This is a genomic window from Helicobacter pylori HUP-B14 (assembly GCF_000259235.1).
In the GTDB taxonomy this organism is placed as follows: Bacteria; Campylobacterota; Campylobacteria; order Campylobacterales; family Helicobacteraceae; genus Helicobacter; species Helicobacter pylori_CU.
Map to the genome: position 1 here is coordinate 895,597 of NC_017733.1, position 15,518 is coordinate 911,114.

Genomic DNA, 15,518 nt, shown 5'->3' on the forward strand with positions numbered 1-15,518 from the left:
ACCAATCTAAAAACCCATGCTTTGGCATGGGGTGTGATGGATTTAAAAAATATAATTGGGGGGAGTGTTAGCAAACCAACCCCAAATAAGGGGTTAGCTTTCAAAATAAACTCCGCTAACGCAAACAAAAAGACTCTAGCTTTTTAAAAACCTTAAACAAAACATATTGTATAAGAAATTTTTTATTCAGCCTAGTGTTTAAAAATTCAAAAAAACTCTTTTTGTTGTGGTCATTGAGTTCAGTAAAAGTTTCAATTTTACCCACTAAATCCTCAAAAACCAAAGATTCAAAAGAAGTTTTAAAAGCGACTTGGTGCCATTCTTTAGAATACGGGTAGCCAAAATGCTTCCAAGGCTTTTCATCAGCATAAAAATGCAACATGCAAGCATCAGATTTTTTAGGTATCATTTTCGTCCCAACCATGCGTGGATGGACATTATACTTGCAAGGCATTTCTAAAATACGCCCTTGACAAACAAGCACAAATAAATCTTGCTCTGGCAACAACAGCCCTTCATCTCTTGTTTTAAAAAAATCAATCAGCTTTTCTTCTAAATGACTCTCCCTCCACAACGCCAAATTGACCAGCATAAAACCTGCATTAAAAGGGTTTTCATATAGAATTCCCACTTCTTGAAAGCTCAGGCTTTTATGATTGAGTTTGACACCCATTCCCCTAGACCAATTAAGCCGAGATACAAATAAATCATTAGCGTTATGAATGCCAAGCAATGAGAGATCTTCTTTGGTCGCTCCAAAATACGCTCCATCCATAGGGATAAAAAAGCTCTCGCTAATATCGCCCACGAACAAGGTATCCACATCAAACATGATAATTTTTTCATATTGAGAAAAAATACTCGCTAGCAACAAACGGCATAAAATCATTTTAGAAAAACGCTTTTTAGCAAAAGGATTGAGCCTTAAGAAAAGTTGAGAAACCAATTTAAAAGGGTAAGCGTCATTCTTTGAAATATCACAAAATTCAATACCAGAAAACGCGCTAAAGGGGGCTATAGTCCGCTTTAATTTTTCTGTATTTTCAGTGCTCAAACTATCCACTAAACAATGGATTTGATAAAAGAGTTTTACCCCATCTCTTTCTTGTGTGCAAGAAGAAAGCATGGAATATAAACTCACACCCGCAGGGATGCAATAATTATTGTCAAAAGCTACTATTATAGGGATAGTTTGAAATGAGGGGGGGGGTAACAGATGCGCTAATTTTCACATAAACTCCTTGAAAATAAAAATAAACGAAACATTATAACTCAAAATCCCCTATTTTCAACCCCTACAACGCATACACTACAAGCTTATCATCATGCCAGATCGCTTCTAGGGGCGTGTCATAGAGCGCGCTTAAATTGTGTGAAGTCATAGCGATTGGCGTGGAAGCTTGCAAAAAAAGTTTTTTATCTTTGAGCATGACCACATGCGTGGAGTGCCTGGCAACCAAATTCGGGTCATGGATATTGACTAAAACGCTCAATTCTCGTTTTTTCATCTCATCTTTAATCGCATCAAAAAAAAGGGCTTGGTTTTTTAAATCTAAAGCGCTCGTAGGCTCATCCAGTAACAATAAAGGCGTTCTTTGCAACAAACTTCTGGCTAAAAGCACCATTTGCCTCTGCCCGCCGGACAAATCATTGATGCCTTGATCTTTTAAGGCCTCTAAATCCAAGCGCTCTAAAACGCTAATGGCTTCTTTAATGTGCTTAGCTTTAGGCATAGCGAACAGATTCAAATGCGTCGCCTTCCCCATTAAAACAAAATCTAGCACGCTGAAATTAAACGCATAATATTCCACTTGGGGGATATAAGCGATCAGTTTAGCTTTTTCATAAGGCTTTAAGGGTAAAATATCCTTGTTGCACGCTTTAATTTCGGTTTCTTCTAAAGGCTTTAAAAGCCCTAAAAGGCATTTTAAAAGCGTGGTTTTACCGGAGCCATTAGGCGCTAAAATGCTGGTGATGCTGTTTTTTGGCACGCTAAAACTCAATTTATCCAAAATGAGTTTTTGAGAATATTTAAAGGACAGGTTTTTAACTTCTAAGACCATCACACCCCCCTAGTCCTAAACAAAAGCCACAAGAAAAAAGGCGCTCCTAAAACGCTTGTCGCAATGCCTACCGGCAAATCATAGGGGGTAATGGTTTTAGCCACCACATCCGCTAAAAGCAAGAAAAACGCTCCCATTAACAAAGAGCTTAAAAGTAGTTTTTGCAAATTCGCCCCAAAAAACAATCTCGCCACATGCGGAATGACCAACCCAATCCAGCCAATCGTGCCGGACACGCTCACCGCTAAAGCGCTCGCCACGCTCACGCACACCAAACAAAGCGATCGCAACAGCACCGGGTTAATCCCCAAGCTCAAACTTTGCGCATCGCTCAAGCTCAATAAATTGATGCGCCACCTTAACAAAAAGAGCGGGATAAAGCCCAAAGACAGCCCTATGAAAGCGATCAAGCAATCCTTATAACTGCTTAAAGACAAGCTCCCTAAAAGCCACACGACAATCGCTTGCGCTTTTTGGGGGATCACAAAGAATTTGATCGCTCCAGCTAACGCACTTAAAAACGCACTCAACACCACCCCTGAAAGCACCAACGAAAGGACGGAATTACCCAAAACCCTATTCATCGCCAAAACAGCAAGGCTGGCTAAAATCGCCCCAAAGAACGCCAAAATCGCAATATTAGACTCCACTACCGCTATCGCCATCGCCACGCCTAGCATCGCCCCGCTAGAAATCCCTAATAAAAAGGGATCGACTAAGGGGTTTCTAAAAATCGTTTGCATCACCACCCCACTTCCGGACAAACTCGCCCCCACTAAAAGCGCTAAAATCACTCGTGGTAATCGTATTTCTAAAATAATAACACTTAAAGAGCTCAGTTCTTCATTGTGCAAAAAGTGGTTTTTCACATTCAGGCACACTTCTTGCCATTCTTCCAAACTCAAAGACTCCCCTCCAAACAACAGCACCAACACCGCTAAAATCACACAAGCTAATGCAATATGATAGGTTTTAAGCATCACGCTTCCTTTTAAGAACGATTAATCTGAACAAAGAATCATACCAGCTACTTGGGAGGATTCTATACAACGCCAACAACAATTGGGTTTTTAAGCCGATCAAATAGCGGGCCTTGATTTTTTGACTCATACTAAGAAAAACGATTTTTTGTGCCACGGCTTTAGGGCTTAGGGCGTTTTGATACACGCCAGAATAAAAATTTTTGGTTTTTTCTAAATCCAAAGCATAAACGCTATCTTTTCGCTCATCGTTTTCAAAAGCGGTTTTTTCCCAATTGCTTTTCACCGGGCCTGGCTCAATCAAACACACTTGAATGTTAAAGGGTTTGAACTCTAAACGCAAGGCATCGCTATAAGCTTCTAGGGCATGCTTACTCGCACTGTAATGGCCTAAAAAGAGCATGCTCACACGCCCCGCTATGGAAGAAAGGTTAAAAATCTTAGAATGGGGCTTGTTTTTTAATAAGGGCAAACAAAACTGCACCACTTCACAAAGAGCGAAAAAATTCACGCCAAATTGTTTTTTAACCTCTTCAATAGGCGTGTCTTCTACGCTCCCAAACACTCCATAACCGGCGGAATTGATCAAAACATCGCAATGATCTTCTTTAGCGCTGATGTTTAAAAACACTTCTTTTAAAGCGTTAGAATCGCTCACATCAATATCAACGCACTCGCATAACGCATGGTTTAACGCCACGCACAAAGTCGCATGCCTAGAGAGTGCATAGACCTTATACCCTTGATCTAACAGCATTAACGCGCACTCTAACCCAATCCCAGAACTCGCCCCAGTGATAACCGCCACCTTTTGGCTTTCTTTTTTTTCTTCTTTCTCTCCAACGCCCATTCTCTAACGCTAACCCTCTTATTATTTTTATAATGCCTCTAATATTCACTCAATATTACTTAATTTTTACTAACATATAGTTCTTGGAATGTTTTTTACAAAAAACATTTTTAACACCAATTTTAATTAAGGAGAAACAATGCCTCAAATACAATCATCGCATTCCAATCATTTTGATTTTACTATAGACACAGCGGATCGCACTAAATTATTGATGAGCTATTTAGTCGTGCCTACAACCGCTAATTTCAACAACGTCATGCATGGGGGGGAATTATTGAATTTATTGGATAAAGTGGCTTATGTGTGTTCGACTCGTTATTGCGCTAAAGGAACGGTCACTTTAAGCGTGGATGGGGTTACTTTTAAATACCCCATTCCTGTAGGGAATTTGCTCACTTTTTTAGCCAGCATCAATTATGTAGGGAACACTTCATGCGAAGTGGGGATTAAGGTTTTGAGCGAAGATATTAAAACTCGTGAAATCACGCACACCAATTCATGCTATTTCACCATGGTGGCTGTAGAAAATGGCAAACCCACCCCCATGCCTAAATACGAGCCTAAAACAGAGGTTGAAATCCGCCGTTATGAAGGGGCTTTGAAGCGTAAGGAAATGCGCACACGAGGGTATTTAAAAAGCGGGAAACACGAGGGTGTTTAAAAAGTAAAAAGCATGAGGGGTGTTTTAACCCTGAATTTTACCCCTAAAAAAGGGGTAGTTGGTTTGAGCGGTTAGTTTAAGCGTTATAAATTGTGTGGGTGGATTAAAACAGCTCGTTGTGACTGCATGAGTCATAAAAAAGCGTTATTTTTCACTCTATAAACGCCAAAAACTTTAAAGATTCGGCTAAACGCTAGGATTTCACAATCTCAAGTAAAACCGCCAAAGTCCTCCACCTTAAACGCTTTAATACCCCTAACAGATTTTTTAATCCACTCAATTTGAGAGAGTTTATTGATCGCTTTATAGACTTGTGCTAGAGTGTTTTCTTTAGAATAATTAACATAAACGCTCCCTTGAGTGTTTTCAAACCCTAATAGCTCTAATTCTTGCCTTAAATCATCATAGGCTTGTAAGGTTCTTTTGTATTCTTTTTAAAATCTCAATCTTTAAACCAAACGCTATAACATGCCTTTTCAAATCTCTACTATTTGATTTCTCTTTTTTTAGCTCGTTTGTAAGATCATCTAAACCCTCCATTTTAATAAGTTCAACCCCACTTAACGCCTCCCTCAAGTTCCAATTGATTGATCAAGTTGAATTGTGGAGGTCATTAGACCCCACTAACACGCCCAAGCTATCCTTTAGCGAACCATTCAACCAACAACAATTCCAAGATAACAAGCCAGCCCTACACGATAGGGATAACGACCAACTATGGCAAGCTAAACTATATTAAAATAGGGCTAAATCAAAACTTTAACGCTAATGTAGGCACTAATCAAGGCTACCCCTTTTTAATAAGTTTTTTAAAATCTTTTTTGAAAAGGATATGGTGCTTAATTTTCAGCATTCACTTCCTTTTTGATTTCATTGGCCCATGCAGAAAAATCTTCAATAACCTCTAAATTTTCGCCATTTAATGCTTCTCTCATGGCTTGTTGCGTTTCAAGGTTTGGGATCTCATGCCCCAAACAACAACCTCTTTTATCATCAAAAGCTTGGCTGATTTTTTGCAAGAGTTCATTTAATGCGTCTATTTTATCCTTAAAGTTTTGATCCCTTTTTTCCAATTCTTTAGCCATTTTTTCTTTAAAAGAAACTCTATCATTTTGCATCTTTTTGATTTTTCGCTCTAATTGATGGATTAAATTAAAAAGCTGTCTTTGGCTGTATTTTGTGTAGTCTTTGTTGGTGGTATTTGGCATGTTTATTCCTTTAAAATATAATATCAGTTCATTATAGCGCAAGCGATAGAGCAAGATTAAAAAGGCTAGAAAAATCAAAAACTTTGTTTTGTGAAAAAACTTAAAGATTGAAAAGCGGATTGGGAAGTCAGTGAAAAAGATTAAAGATTAAAAGATTAAAAGTAAAAAACTTAAAGACTAAAAGCGGAGCTAGAAATCAATGAAAAGTCAGTGAAAAGATAAAAGATCTGTTAGTAAAAAATTTTAAAAAAGTTTAAAAGAATAAAAGTTCTGTGAGTGAAAAATAATCGTTTTGGCTCTCATTTTATAATAAAACGCATTTTCTTAAAAGTGTAGTGGGTATTTGAAACCATTCTCCCCCTTTTAATCTCCAACTTAAACCCCCTATATAAAGGAGCGCTTTTTAAAAACTATCGCTTAAATTAGCGTCAAGTTTTCCAATAAATAATTATCAAAAACGCTAAAAAGGATTTTTCATCAAAATCCCCAAAAAAACAAAGTGTTTAAGAAAAGAGGGTTTAAGAAAAGAAATCTCTCAATAAGAAACCCCCTAAAAAAAAGAGGATTTAAGAGAGAGGGTTCAAAAGAAAAAAGATTTTTCATTAAAATCCCCAAAAAAAACAAAGGGTTCAAAAACAGAGAATTTAAAACAAAGGGTTCAAAAAAAAGAGAGTTTAAAAAACAAAGGCTTCAAAAAAATTAAACCCCTCCAAAAAAAAAGGCTTCAAAAGAAACCCCCCAAAAAAAGAGGGTTAAAAAAGGGAGTTTCACAAAGGGTTTTAAGCTTTTAGTAAGCGAACACATAATTCAAATACACGCTATAGAGCCTGCGGTATTTGAGTTCAGCCCCCATAAAGGAATAATAGTTCGTGTTGATGGTGGGGATCTTCACGCCTAATTCAATCCCATGCTGAGCCACATGATCGCTGTCTTTTTTCTTAGGTCTGGCCAAATTCATTCTCACTCCCATGTTGAATAAGAATTGGAAGTTCGCCACGTTCATTTTAGCGTTATAGACGTTATTCATGGTGGCTAAATTCACATACTCAGAATTAAGCCATGAAGTCCCCGCTAACGCAATCCCTCCAAAAAGCCCCACGGAAAGCTTGTTGTTTTTGCCTAAGAAATTGGTGGCTTTATCGTTGATGAAATTATAAAGAGCGTCCGCTCCAAAACCATAAGTCCATACATCAGAAGCCGAGTTGAAGAAGCTGGATTTAATGAACGCATGGTTGTAATCAAAGAAGCCGTAATACCTAGCGCCCCATTTTCTTTTTTGGCCAAAGAATTGTTTGTAGCCTACTTGGATACCGATCCCATTCATGGCACCATTGTTGGTTTGAGAGCTGACGATTCCCACTTTCCTAAAGGGGTTTCGTCCTAGTTCTTGGTTGATGGTTTGGATTTGGTTGTAAGAGTTTTGATTCAAGTAGTAGTTGGTCTCTATGCCTTGCGGGCTATAGGGGTTATTCTTTTTGCTCACCGCATTTTGCAAGCTTTGCGCGTTAGGGATGCTAGAGAGCGCAGTAGTGATGCTGTTATAGGTGTTGCCCAATTCGTTGTATCTAGATTTGAAATTCACTAAAGTGTCAGCGATGTTTTCGGCTTGCTGTATTTGCTGCTCTTGAGTGCCAAAGTGAGCGATGCTGTTGTTTAAATTCGTTATGGTTTGTTCCACATAGGCGCAACCAGAAGCGAAAGTTTGAGTGGTCACTGTGCCAGGAGCTGAACCTTGTGTGCCACCAGTGCCAGCGGTTGATTTGTTGTTACAGGTGGCTAAAAAGCCTGTAACAAAATTTTTAAAATTCCCGCTAAGATTGTCTGGGTTAATGGTTTGCCCCACCTGATGGGATAAATTGAGCATTTTGGCTTGCGCTTGCGCGTTAGCGAGCATGCCTTGCGCAAAGCTAGCGTCCATGAAAGGGTTGAAAGGCTTGCCATTACTGCCTCCCACTGGAGTTGTTTGCTCATTGCTGTTAATGGCGCTCGTTTGATTGACTAGCTCTTGCGCGTCCGTGATCATCTTTTGGATCGCGCTGATTTCTTGTGAAAAAGCACCGCATATTTTCCCAGTAGTAGTAGAGAATTTTGGGGCGTTAGCCTCACTACTATTATTAGCATGGAAATACGGGCATGCTTCGTTGATGGTGTTGATGAGCGTGCTCGCTTGCGCTAAGAGCGCTTGAGCGCTATCAGGCACACCGTCTAATTTGTTAGTGATTTCGGTTGTGCTATTAACGACTTTTGAATGGATCGTGGTGGTTACGGTTTTGCCGTCTATGGTTTGGGTTTCAGTCTTGGTTCCGCTATTTTGATTGCTTACACCTGTAACTCCTGGCGAGCAGTTATCATTCCCTTTCCCTGAGCATGTGTAGGTGTAGGTTACATTCACTGTTCCGTTACTTTCTTTGAGCGCGGGCAAGCCATTTTTTAACGCCGTTTGGAGGATCTGATAGGCTTCGTTAAGCTTTTTAAAATTCCCAATGCTCATAGGGGCGTAGTATCCAGGACTATACCCGTTCAAAGAACAAGTGATGGAAGTGGATTGATGCCCTGGCTCGTTGTTGAAGATGGTCGTGGAAGAGATGCTTTTTTGACCATTGGCGTTACCGCCGCATTGCGTCACATAGCCCACGACATTCCAAAACCCCACCGCCGCGTTGATCGCTAAAAGCACGGCCTGATACGCTGGGGAGTTGGCTTTATCGCCGATCAAATTCTTCGCGCTCGCGCCTAGATTTTCACGCACCGCATTAATCGCACTCGGATCAGCGGACAATTTGATAAGGGTGTTTAGGGTGCTGTATCGGGTCAAAAGGTTGTTCAAACTTTCATAACGATCGGAAAGATCTTGGATGCCTTTAGTGTTTGTTACCATTTGAGCGGCTTCACCGATTTGATAGCCTACGCTTGTGTAAAAGCCGTCGTCTTCAGCGTGGAGCAAAAACGAGAGAGAGAGAGAGAGTAAAAGGGTTTTTTTCATCATATTCTCCTTTTTGGATTGAATTGGATTAGTATTAGGGATTTCATACATTCATTAGATTTGCATTAGAATGCATTTGCATTAGAATGTATTCGGAGTATTATAGCATAAAGCGTTTTTTTTTTTTTGTCATTTTCTTAAAAATTTTGTCATTTTTTTGATTTTGATGTTTTTTGTTTCGTTTGGTGGTGGTGTGGTGGTTTGGTGGTTTAAAGGATTGGTTGCGGAGAATGGATTTGAACCACTGACCTTTGGGTTATGAGCCCAACGAGCTACCGGACTGCTCTACTCCGCGATATAAGAACGCGCTAAAAGGAAAAATGGCTGGGGTGCAAGGATTCGAACCTCGGAATGCCAGGACCAAAACCTGGTGCCTTACCGCTTGGCGACACCCCAACAACATTAAAAGAAGCATTATACAAAAGCTTTTTAAAAAAGTCAAGCTAAAACGCTATAATTTCATCATGGAAAATGGATTTGACCCCCTCATTTATAAACGTTATTTGAAAAAGAAAGAAACCTTTTTGCTGTTTAAAAGAATCGCTCAAGCCTCTGCGTTTAGAAATTTAAAACTCCAACTCAAGCGAAGAGAGGTAATTAACCGCCATGTTTCTCAAGCTTTGGGGGATTTAAAGCATGGGTTTAGATACGCTAAAATAGAACACCAAATCCTAAAAATCTATTTCACGCACCCTAGCTATTTGAAAGCCTTTAAGATAGAAGAAGACTATTACACCAAGAATTTGAAAGCCCATTTAAAAGAAACACAAAAAATCCTAAAAGCTTTGAATTACCCCTTTGATTTTAAAATAATCCAAGCGAGCGTGAAAAAAAGGGCGTATCACAAACCGGTTATAAAAAAAGAAAAACCCCCTAAAAGCGTGAATGTCAATTGCGAAGGTTTGAGCGATTTCACCAAAAAGCAATTTTCAAAGCTCAAACGCGCTTGTAACGATAATACGCCGCGCACGCCCCCTTGAGAGCTGACCATGCAACTGCCGATCGGGTTTTGCGGGGTGCAAATTGCAGCGAATAATGAGCAGTCTAGGGGCTTAGAGCAATTTTTGAAACTCAAACGCGCTTGTAACGATAATACGCCGCACACGCCCCCTTGAGAGCTGACCATGCAACTGCCGATCGGGTTTTGTGGGGTGCAAGTTGTAGCGAATAACGAGCAGTCTAGGGGCTTAGAGCAATTTTTAAAGCTCAAACGCGCTTGTAACGATAATACGCCGCGCACGCCCCCTCAGAGCTGACCATGCAACTGCCGATCGGGTTTTGTGGGGTGCAAATTTTGGCGAATAATGAGCAGTCTAGGGGCTTAGCGATGCCTTTTAAAATCTCCCCACACTTGCATGCCTTGTTTTCTTTAGAGGTTTTGTGGCTTAAGTGTTCTTTAAAGACTTTTTCAGCGTCATAAGAGGCGAACGCTTCTTTGAGTTTGAGAGCGGAATGTTTGATATTCCCCAAACCTCTCCATTCAAAATTTTCCCTCACTTCCATGCACGCATTCACTAATTCTTGCGCTTTCACATTCCCTTCATAGCTCACCGCTCTTTTGTATTGGATTTCTAGCCTGGCTTCTTTGTTTAGGGCTTGTTTAAGAAGCATCAGCACGCTTTCTAATATATCCACCGGCTCAAAACCGCTCACAATAATGGGGAGTTTAAAGCGATCCACTAAAGGAGAATAGATTTGAGCGCCGCTTATCACGCTCACATGGCTAGGGGCTAAAAGGGCGTTGATCTGGCATGCTGGATCTTTTAAAATCGCGCTCACGCTTGGAGGCACTAAAATGTGGTTAATGTGGAAAAAAAGATTTTTTAATTTTTCTTTTTTGGCGCTCAGTAAAACGCTCGCCGTCATGGGCGTGGTGGTTTCAAAACCGATCGCAATGTAGATGACTTTTTTATGCGGATTTTCTTTAGCGATCTCTAAAGCTTGCATGGGCGAATACAAAAAGCGTGCATCTAGCCCCTTTTCTCTGGCTTGTATCAAACTCCCATAGCTCCCGGGGACTTTCATCATATCCCCCAAGCTTAAGACAATGCTATCTTTGATCATAGCGAGTTCGTAAGCTTCATCAAGGCGAGCTCTTGGCATCACGCATACCGGGCAGCCCGGCCCATGCACAAACTCTAAATTGTTAGGCATCAAATCCAAAAGCCCGTATTTCATGATGGAATGCGTATGCCCTCCGCACACTTCCATGATGACTAATTTTTTTTCAAGTTTAAAAGCGAGTTTTTTGATTGCATTAGAGAGTGCTAAAATAATTTGCTTGTCTCTAAAGGGCGAAATGAGGTGATCAACGCTCATTGTTATTATTGCGTTTCGTTCATTTTGGCGATCATTTCTTGATAAAGCTCAATGGATTCTAGGGCTTCTTTTTCATCAATCTTGCTCATCACATAGCCGATGTGGAGCAGCACATAATCGCCCACTTTAACGGACTCGCCCATTAAATCCAAGCTCGCCTCTCTTTGAACGCCCAAAGTTTCCAAGAGCGCCACATTATCGTTAATGGCTATGACTTTAGAGGGGATCGCTAAACACATTAAAACGAATGCGTGGATTGGTAATTTTCACGCTTTTTTTCTAAAAGGAAGTTTTTAAAATCTTCCAAACTTTTAGGGTCTTTGGAGCTCATTAAAAAAATAGGCGCTTCAGGCTTTAATTTTTGCATGTCTTCTTTGACTTGAGAAACCCTAAAATTAAACACTTCAATCATATCCGCTTTACTGATGATCACCGCGTCCGCGCACATGAACATGGTAGGGTATTTTAGCACCTTATCATCGCCCTCTGGGACAGAAAGTAAAACGATATTCATCGCCGCCCCTAGATTATAGCTTGAAGGGCAAACCAGATTCCCCACGTTTTCAATGATTAAAAAATCGCTTTTTTCTAACGCCCCCTCATCTTTTAGTAAATCAAACGCCCCTTCAATCATGCTCGCTTCCAAATGGCACGCTTCGCCGGTGGTGATCTGATGCGCGCTCACGCCTTTTTTACGCAACCTGTCCGCATCTCTGTTGGTTTGCAAATCGCCCTCTACCACGCAAAACTTGAAGTCTTTAAAATCCGCTAGATTTTCTAGCATCGTGGTTTTACCGCTGCCAGGAGAACTCATGAAGTTTAACACATACAGCCCTTCTTTGAGGTAGCGCTCTTTCATTTCAGCGGCTTTAATGTCGTTCTTGCTCAAAATCTTTTCCACGATTTTGATGTCTTTTTTACTCAAATTAGGGTTATTTTGTAAAGATTCTTTTCGTTGTTCGCTCATGCTTGTTCCTTTCTTTTAAAATTTTCGTATCGTAGCGCGCTTAATTAAACGACTATGATTTAACCACTTCTTTTATCTTCTTGGCTCATCTTTTTAGATCAAAAACGCGCTTTTACCCTAACCCCTTATCGTCGCTGTCGTTTTTATCTTTTAACACTAATTTAATGATTCTCCATATGATGATTAATAAAATGATGGTTAAAAGCAAATACCAAACATTGATAAAAACGGCTTTCATCATTTGATTTTCCTTATTTTTTACTTAAAGATAGCCTGATAACGCTATTTTCTAAAGCGTCCAAACGATGCAAAACTTGCGCTTCTAGGCTGATTAACGCCCCCTTTGGCATTTCTATTTTTTCATTTTCTACCTCAAAAATGATTTTTCCCTCTAAAACCTGCACGCTGATAGCTCCCGGGGCCTTGTGTTTGTCCATGACAGCTCCCTTGGGCATGCAAATGCGCATTTCCTTATTGGAAGAATTTTCACTCAACGCTTCAATGTGGAGTTTCTCAAAACAAACGCCCTCTAAAAAATGAACCACTTCCATCAAAAACTCCTAGTGTGATATTTTCTTAATTTAGAACTTAATTTAAGAAAGCTAATTTTTTACCCAAAAATTTCTTATAGATTTCTTAAACAATTCTTTATTCTGTTTTTTCCAAAACCTTTTTGGTTTGCAAAGCGATTTCTAATTCTTTATCAGTAGGGATTCGTAAAATTTGGACTTTAGTATTAGGCTGGCTTAAATCCACTAATCCGTTACCCGGATTGTCGTTCGTGGGCTTGTGTAAAGCGATCCCTAAATTTTCTAAGCCCTCGCACACGCTCTCTCTTAAAGCCGAATAGTTTTCCCCTAACCCCCCTGTAAAAATGATCGCATCTACTTTTTTTAAGACTACCATGTAAGCCCCAATATACTTTTTAATGCGATAAGTGCACATTTCAAAAGCGAGCTTGGCTTCTTTATCGCCTTTTTCTTTCCTAGCTTCTATGTTTCTCATTATCCCCACAAATGCCTTTCAAACCGCTTTCATGATTTAAAATCTTTATCACTTCTTCTAAGCTTTTATTTGCGCATTGCGCGATATATTCCACCACAGTGGGGTCAATATCCCCACACCTTGTGCCCATAATCAAGCCCTCTAAAGGGGTTAGCCCCATAGAAGTGTCCACGCTCTTACCCTTTTGAATGGCGGCCGCACTTGAGCCGTTCCCTAAATGCAAACTGATAGCGTTAAATTCCTCATAAGGGATATTCAAAAACTTCGCCGCTTCTTTGGCCACATAATGGTGTGAAGTCCCATGGAAACCATAGCGGCGGATTTGATACTTTTCATACAATTCATAAGGCAACGCATACATGTAAGCGTAACTGGGCATAGTGGCATGGAATGCGGTGTCAAAAACAGCGATTTGAGGGATATGGGGGTGCGCTTTTTTAACAAATTCAATACCGGCCAAATTCGCCGGGTTGTGTAAGGGGGCTAAAATAGAAAGATTGCCAATTTCTTGCATGACTTTTTCATCCACTAACACCGGGGCATGGAATTTATCCCCCCCTTGAACCACACGATGCCCTATAGCGTCAATTTGATTGAAATCTTTGATAATGCCCATTTTCGTTAAATTCTCACGAATCATTAAAAGCCCGCTCGCATGATCTTTAATCACAAGCTTTTCTTTTAATTCTTGATCGTTATGGTGCAAATGCGATTTGATTTTCAACTGCCCTATTTCTTCGCCGATTTTTTCGGCTAAACCGCTCGCTAAGGGCTTGTTTTCTTTCATGTCAAACAACTTAAACTTAATAGACGAACTACCCAGATTCAAAACTAAAATTTCCATAATCTCTCCTAATCAATCTTGCGCTTGAAGGGCACTAATCAAAACGGTGTTGATAATATCTTCCACTAAAGCACCCCTACTCAAATCGTTAATGGGCTTGTTCAAGCCTTGTAAAATGGGTCCTATCGCCACGGCTTTAGCGCTCCGTTGCACCGCTTTGTAAGCGATGTTTCCGGCGTTTAAATCCGGGAAGATAAAAACGCTAGCTTGCCCGGCCACTTGGCTGTTAGGCATTTTTTCTTCGCTACGCCTTTATCTATGGAAGCGTCAAATTGTAAAGGGCCATCAATTTCTAATTGGGGATCTAACTTTTGAGCGATTATTAAAGCTTCGTTGATTTTGTCTATCATTTCGCCTTGAGCGGAATTGCCTGTCGCATAAGAAAGCAAGGCCACTTTAGGCGCGATATTGAATTGCTTCGCTGTTTGCGCGGAAGTGGTAGCGATCTCAGCTAATTCTTTAGGGCTAGGGTTAGGGATAATCGCGCAATCCCCAAAAACCAACACTTGGGTGTCCAAGCACATTAAAAACACGCTTGAAACCAGGCTCACGCCGGGCTTAGTCTTAATGATTTGTAAAGCGGGTCTAATGGTCTCAGCTGTGATTCACCCCAGAAACCATGGCATGCGCGTATCCTGAATGCACGAGCATGGTTGCAAAATAATTCTTATTTAGCGCTAATCGCTCGGCTTCTTGCTCACTCAATCCCTTTGATTTTCGCAATTCATACAAGCTTTTAGCGAATTCTTCTCTATAATGAGAAGTGTTGGGATCGATGATTTCTGCATTTTCTAAATTCAAGTTCAAATTTTTCGAATTAATGGCTTCTTTATCGCCCAATAAAATCAATCCCACCGTGCCCATTAAATTCAAACGATGCGCGGCTTTTAAAATCCTTTCATCTTCGCTCTTGGGTAAAACGACTTTTTTAATCTGCTTTTTAGCCTTTTTCTCCAAACTCCTTTGAAAGGCTAAAGGGGTAATAATCTCGCTTTTTGTTTGCAATAAATTTTCAACTACACCCGCTTCTAATTCGCATTGTTGCTTGCAAAAAGACGCGCTTAAAAAATGTGGTTTTTCAAGCATTTCGCCCGCAAATAACCCTACAGCGAAAGGGGCTTCTTTTTTGAGAATATGAGAATGCATGGCTTTCAAATATTCCAAACTCGTTTGCGCGACAGCCACCACAGGAGCGTTTAGATGCTTGGCTAAAATGGTGTTTAAGTCTAAAAGAGCGTTTAAGAAAAACTTCGGCGTATACCCTAAATTAATGACAAAATCATGCGTGGATTGTAATTCATCATAGCGTTTGAGAATCGTTTCAAATAGTAACTCTTCTTGAGCGGTGCTTACAAGCTCTAAAGCCTTTTGTTTGTCTATGGCGCTATGAAATTCTAAAGGGTTCAAGCCCTCACACTCCCCAAAGCCCTCACACCCCCCATTAATGGGCGAAAACAAGGCGATTTTTTGATAACGCGGTTTTAGTGCTTTTAAAAGACTCTTGCAAGCAACCCCTAAAACTTCGGTATCCTCTGGGTAAATCCATAAACTTTGCATGCCAATCTCCATAATTGTTTTGTTAAATTGCAGCGGATTTTAATAAGGCTTAAATGAAACCAGACTTTTTAAAAAGCG

At 40.2% G+C, this 15,518-nt stretch carries 14 protein-coding genes, 2 tRNA genes and 2 pseudogenes; 3 read left to right on the forward strand and 15 right to left on the reverse strand.

Features of this window, described 5'->3' with window-relative positions:
- Positions 1–115: 115 nt before the first annotated feature.
- The 4 genes from HPB14_RS04310 to HPB14_RS04325 all read right to left on the reverse strand — a co-directional run bounded on the left by HPB14_RS04310 (position 116) and on the right by HPB14_RS04325 (position 3,893).
- Entirely contained in the window at positions 116–1,141 is a 1,026-nt protein-coding gene (locus tag HPB14_RS04310) for a glycosyltransferase family 8 protein (protein ID WP_229018037.1), read from the reverse strand.
- A 154-nt stretch (positions 1,142–1,295) separates the two neighbouring features.
- Complete coding sequence (locus HPB14_RS04315) at positions 1,296–2,063, reverse strand: ABC transporter ATP-binding protein (protein ID WP_000242340.1); 768 nt, start codon at positions 2,061–2,063, stop codon at positions 1,296–1,298.
- A complete protein-coding gene (locus HPB14_RS04320) occupies positions 2,063–3,043 on the reverse strand; it encodes a FecCD family ABC transporter permease (RefSeq protein WP_000921436.1) in 981 nt (326 codons plus the stop codon). Before HPB14_RS04320 ends, HPB14_RS04315 begins: the two co-directional genes overlap by 1 nt.
- The gene (locus tag HPB14_RS04325; protein WP_000538037.1) at positions 3,036–3,893 is read right to left on the reverse strand and encodes an SDR family oxidoreductase; all 858 of its coding nucleotides are present in this window, start codon (positions 3,891–3,893) and stop codon (positions 3,036–3,038) included. The genes HPB14_RS04320 and HPB14_RS04325 overlap by 8 nt, the downstream gene beginning before the upstream one ends.
- Positions 3,894–4,032: 139 nt before the next feature.
- Between HPB14_RS04325 and HPB14_RS04330 the strand changes: the two genes are divergently transcribed.
- Both HPB14_RS04330 and HPB14_RS08425 read left to right on the forward strand, forming a co-directional pair.
- The gene (locus tag HPB14_RS04330) at positions 4,033–4,557 is read left to right on the forward strand and encodes an acyl-CoA thioesterase (protein ID WP_001135603.1); all 525 of its coding nucleotides are present in this window, start codon (positions 4,033–4,035) and stop codon (positions 4,555–4,557) included.
- A gap of 583 nt (positions 4,558–5,140) precedes the next feature.
- On the forward strand, positions 5,141–5,296 hold the full coding sequence (locus HPB14_RS08425) for a hypothetical protein (protein WP_229018038.1): 156 nt from the start codon (positions 5,141–5,143) through the stop codon (positions 5,294–5,296).
- 100 nt (positions 5,297–5,396) lie between these two features.
- Here the strand turns inward: HPB14_RS08425 and HPB14_RS04340 are convergent, their stop codons facing one another.
- The 4 genes from HPB14_RS04340 to HPB14_RS04360 form a co-directional block, all read right to left on the reverse strand.
- Positions 5,397–5,765, reverse strand: coding sequence for a type II toxin-antitoxin system HP0895 family antitoxin (locus tag HPB14_RS04340; RefSeq protein WP_001134139.1), 369 nt, complete (start codon positions 5,763–5,765; stop codon positions 5,397–5,399).
- Positions 5,766–6,552: 787 nt separating this feature from the next.
- The gene (gene babA, locus HPB14_RS04350) at positions 6,553–8,748 is read right to left on the reverse strand and encodes a Hop family adhesin BabA (RefSeq protein ID WP_000753142.1); all 2,196 of its coding nucleotides are present in this window, start codon (positions 8,746–8,748) and stop codon (positions 6,553–6,555) included.
- A 218-nt stretch (positions 8,749–8,966) separates the two neighbouring features.
- Positions 8,967–9,043: transfer RNA gene (locus HPB14_RS04355), tRNA-Met, on the reverse strand.
- 26 nt (positions 9,044–9,069) lie between these two features.
- Positions 9,070–9,144, reverse strand: a tRNA-Gln gene (locus HPB14_RS04360).
- A gap of 68 nt (positions 9,145–9,212) precedes the next feature.
- Here HPB14_RS04360 and HPB14_RS08430 point away from each other — a divergent pair.
- The gene (locus tag HPB14_RS08430; RefSeq protein ID WP_041199488.1) at positions 9,213–9,728 is read left to right on the forward strand and encodes a hypothetical protein; all 516 of its coding nucleotides are present in this window, start codon (positions 9,213–9,215) and stop codon (positions 9,726–9,728) included.
- A gap of 226 nt (positions 9,729–9,954) precedes the next feature.
- Here the strand turns inward: HPB14_RS08430 and hypD are convergent, their stop codons facing one another.
- The 7 genes and pseudogenes from hypD to pta all read right to left on the reverse strand — a co-directional run bounded on the left by hypD (position 9,955) and on the right by pta (position 15,452).
- Complete coding sequence (gene hypD, locus HPB14_RS04370; protein WP_000109748.1) at positions 9,955–11,067, reverse strand: hydrogenase formation protein HypD; 1,113 nt, start codon at positions 11,065–11,067, stop codon at positions 9,955–9,957.
- A gap of 5 nt (positions 11,068–11,072) precedes the next feature.
- On the reverse strand, positions 11,073–11,306 hold the full coding sequence (locus tag HPB14_RS04375) for a HypC/HybG/HupF family hydrogenase formation chaperone (RefSeq protein ID WP_000335462.1): 234 nt from the start codon (positions 11,304–11,306) through the stop codon (positions 11,073–11,075).
- Positions 11,306–12,034 carry a hydrogenase nickel incorporation protein HypB gene (hypB, locus tag HPB14_RS04380; protein WP_000003585.1) on the reverse strand — a complete coding sequence of 243 codons (729 nt, stop codon included), beginning with the start codon at positions 12,032–12,034 and terminating at the stop codon, positions 11,306–11,308. The genes HPB14_RS04375 and hypB overlap by 1 nt, the downstream gene beginning before the upstream one ends.
- Before the next feature lie 112 nt (positions 12,035–12,146).
- A complete protein-coding gene (locus HPB14_RS08550) occupies positions 12,147–12,275 on the reverse strand; it encodes a hypothetical protein (RefSeq protein ID WP_000973846.1) in 129 nt (42 codons plus the stop codon).
- Between the two features lie 10 nt (positions 12,276–12,285).
- A complete protein-coding gene (locus tag HPB14_RS04390) occupies positions 12,286–12,585 on the reverse strand; it encodes a cupin domain-containing protein (RefSeq protein ID WP_000454257.1) in 300 nt (99 codons plus the stop codon).
- Positions 12,586–12,682: 97 nt separating this feature from the next.
- Positions 12,683–13,883 (reverse strand): annotated as a pseudogene (locus tag HPB14_RS04395) (acetate kinase).
- 12 nt (positions 13,884–13,895) lie between these two features.
- A pseudogene (gene pta, locus HPB14_RS08445) lies at positions 13,896–15,452 on the reverse strand (phosphate acetyltransferase).
- Between the last annotated feature and the right edge of the window lie 66 nt (positions 15,453–15,518).

What these genes read in the sequence shown, in the direction of transcription:
- HPB14_RS04330 (WP_001135603.1), top strand. Translation starts at nt 4,033, where the DNA reads ATGCCTCAAATACAATCATCGCATTCCAATCATTTTGATTTTACTATA.
- HPB14_RS04315 (WP_000242340.1), bottom strand. Translation starts at nt 2,063, where the DNA reads ATGGTCTTAGAAGTTAAAAACCTGTCCTTTAAATATTCTCAAAAACTC.
- HPB14_RS04340 (WP_001134139.1), bottom strand. Translation starts at nt 5,765, where the DNA reads ATGCCAAATACCACCAACAAAGACTACACAAAATACAGCCAAAGACAG.
- hypD (WP_000109748.1), bottom strand. Translation starts at nt 11,067, where the DNA reads ATGAGCGTTGATCACCTCATTTCGCCCTTTAGAGACAAGCAAATTATT.
- HPB14_RS04320 (WP_000921436.1), bottom strand. Translation starts at nt 3,043, where the DNA reads ATGCTTAAAACCTATCATATTGCATTAGCTTGTGTGATTTTAGCGGTG.
- HPB14_RS08430 (WP_041199488.1), top strand. Translation starts at nt 9,213, where the DNA reads ATGGAAAATGGATTTGACCCCCTCATTTATAAACGTTATTTGAAAAAG.
- hypB (WP_000003585.1), bottom strand. Translation starts at nt 12,034, where the DNA reads ATGAGCGAACAACGAAAAGAATCTTTACAAAATAACCCTAATTTGAGT.
- HPB14_RS08550 (WP_000973846.1), bottom strand. Translation starts at nt 12,275, where the DNA reads ATGATGAAAGCCGTTTTTATCAATGTTTGGTATTTGCTTTTAACCATC.
- babA (WP_000753142.1), bottom strand. Translation starts at nt 8,748, where the DNA reads ATGAAAAAAACCCTTTTACTCTCTCTCTCTCTCTCGTTTTTGCTCCAC.
- HPB14_RS04375 (WP_000335462.1), bottom strand. Translation starts at nt 11,306, where the DNA reads ATGTGTTTAGCGATCCCCTCTAAAGTCATAGCCATTAACGATAATGTG.
- HPB14_RS04325 (WP_000538037.1), bottom strand. Translation starts at nt 3,893, where the DNA reads ATGGGCGTTGGAGAGAAAGAAGAAAAAAAAGAAAGCCAAAAGGTGGCG.
- HPB14_RS04390 (WP_000454257.1), bottom strand. Translation starts at nt 12,585, where the DNA reads ATGGAAGTGGTTCATTTTTTAGAGGGCGTTTGTTTTGAGAAACTCCAC.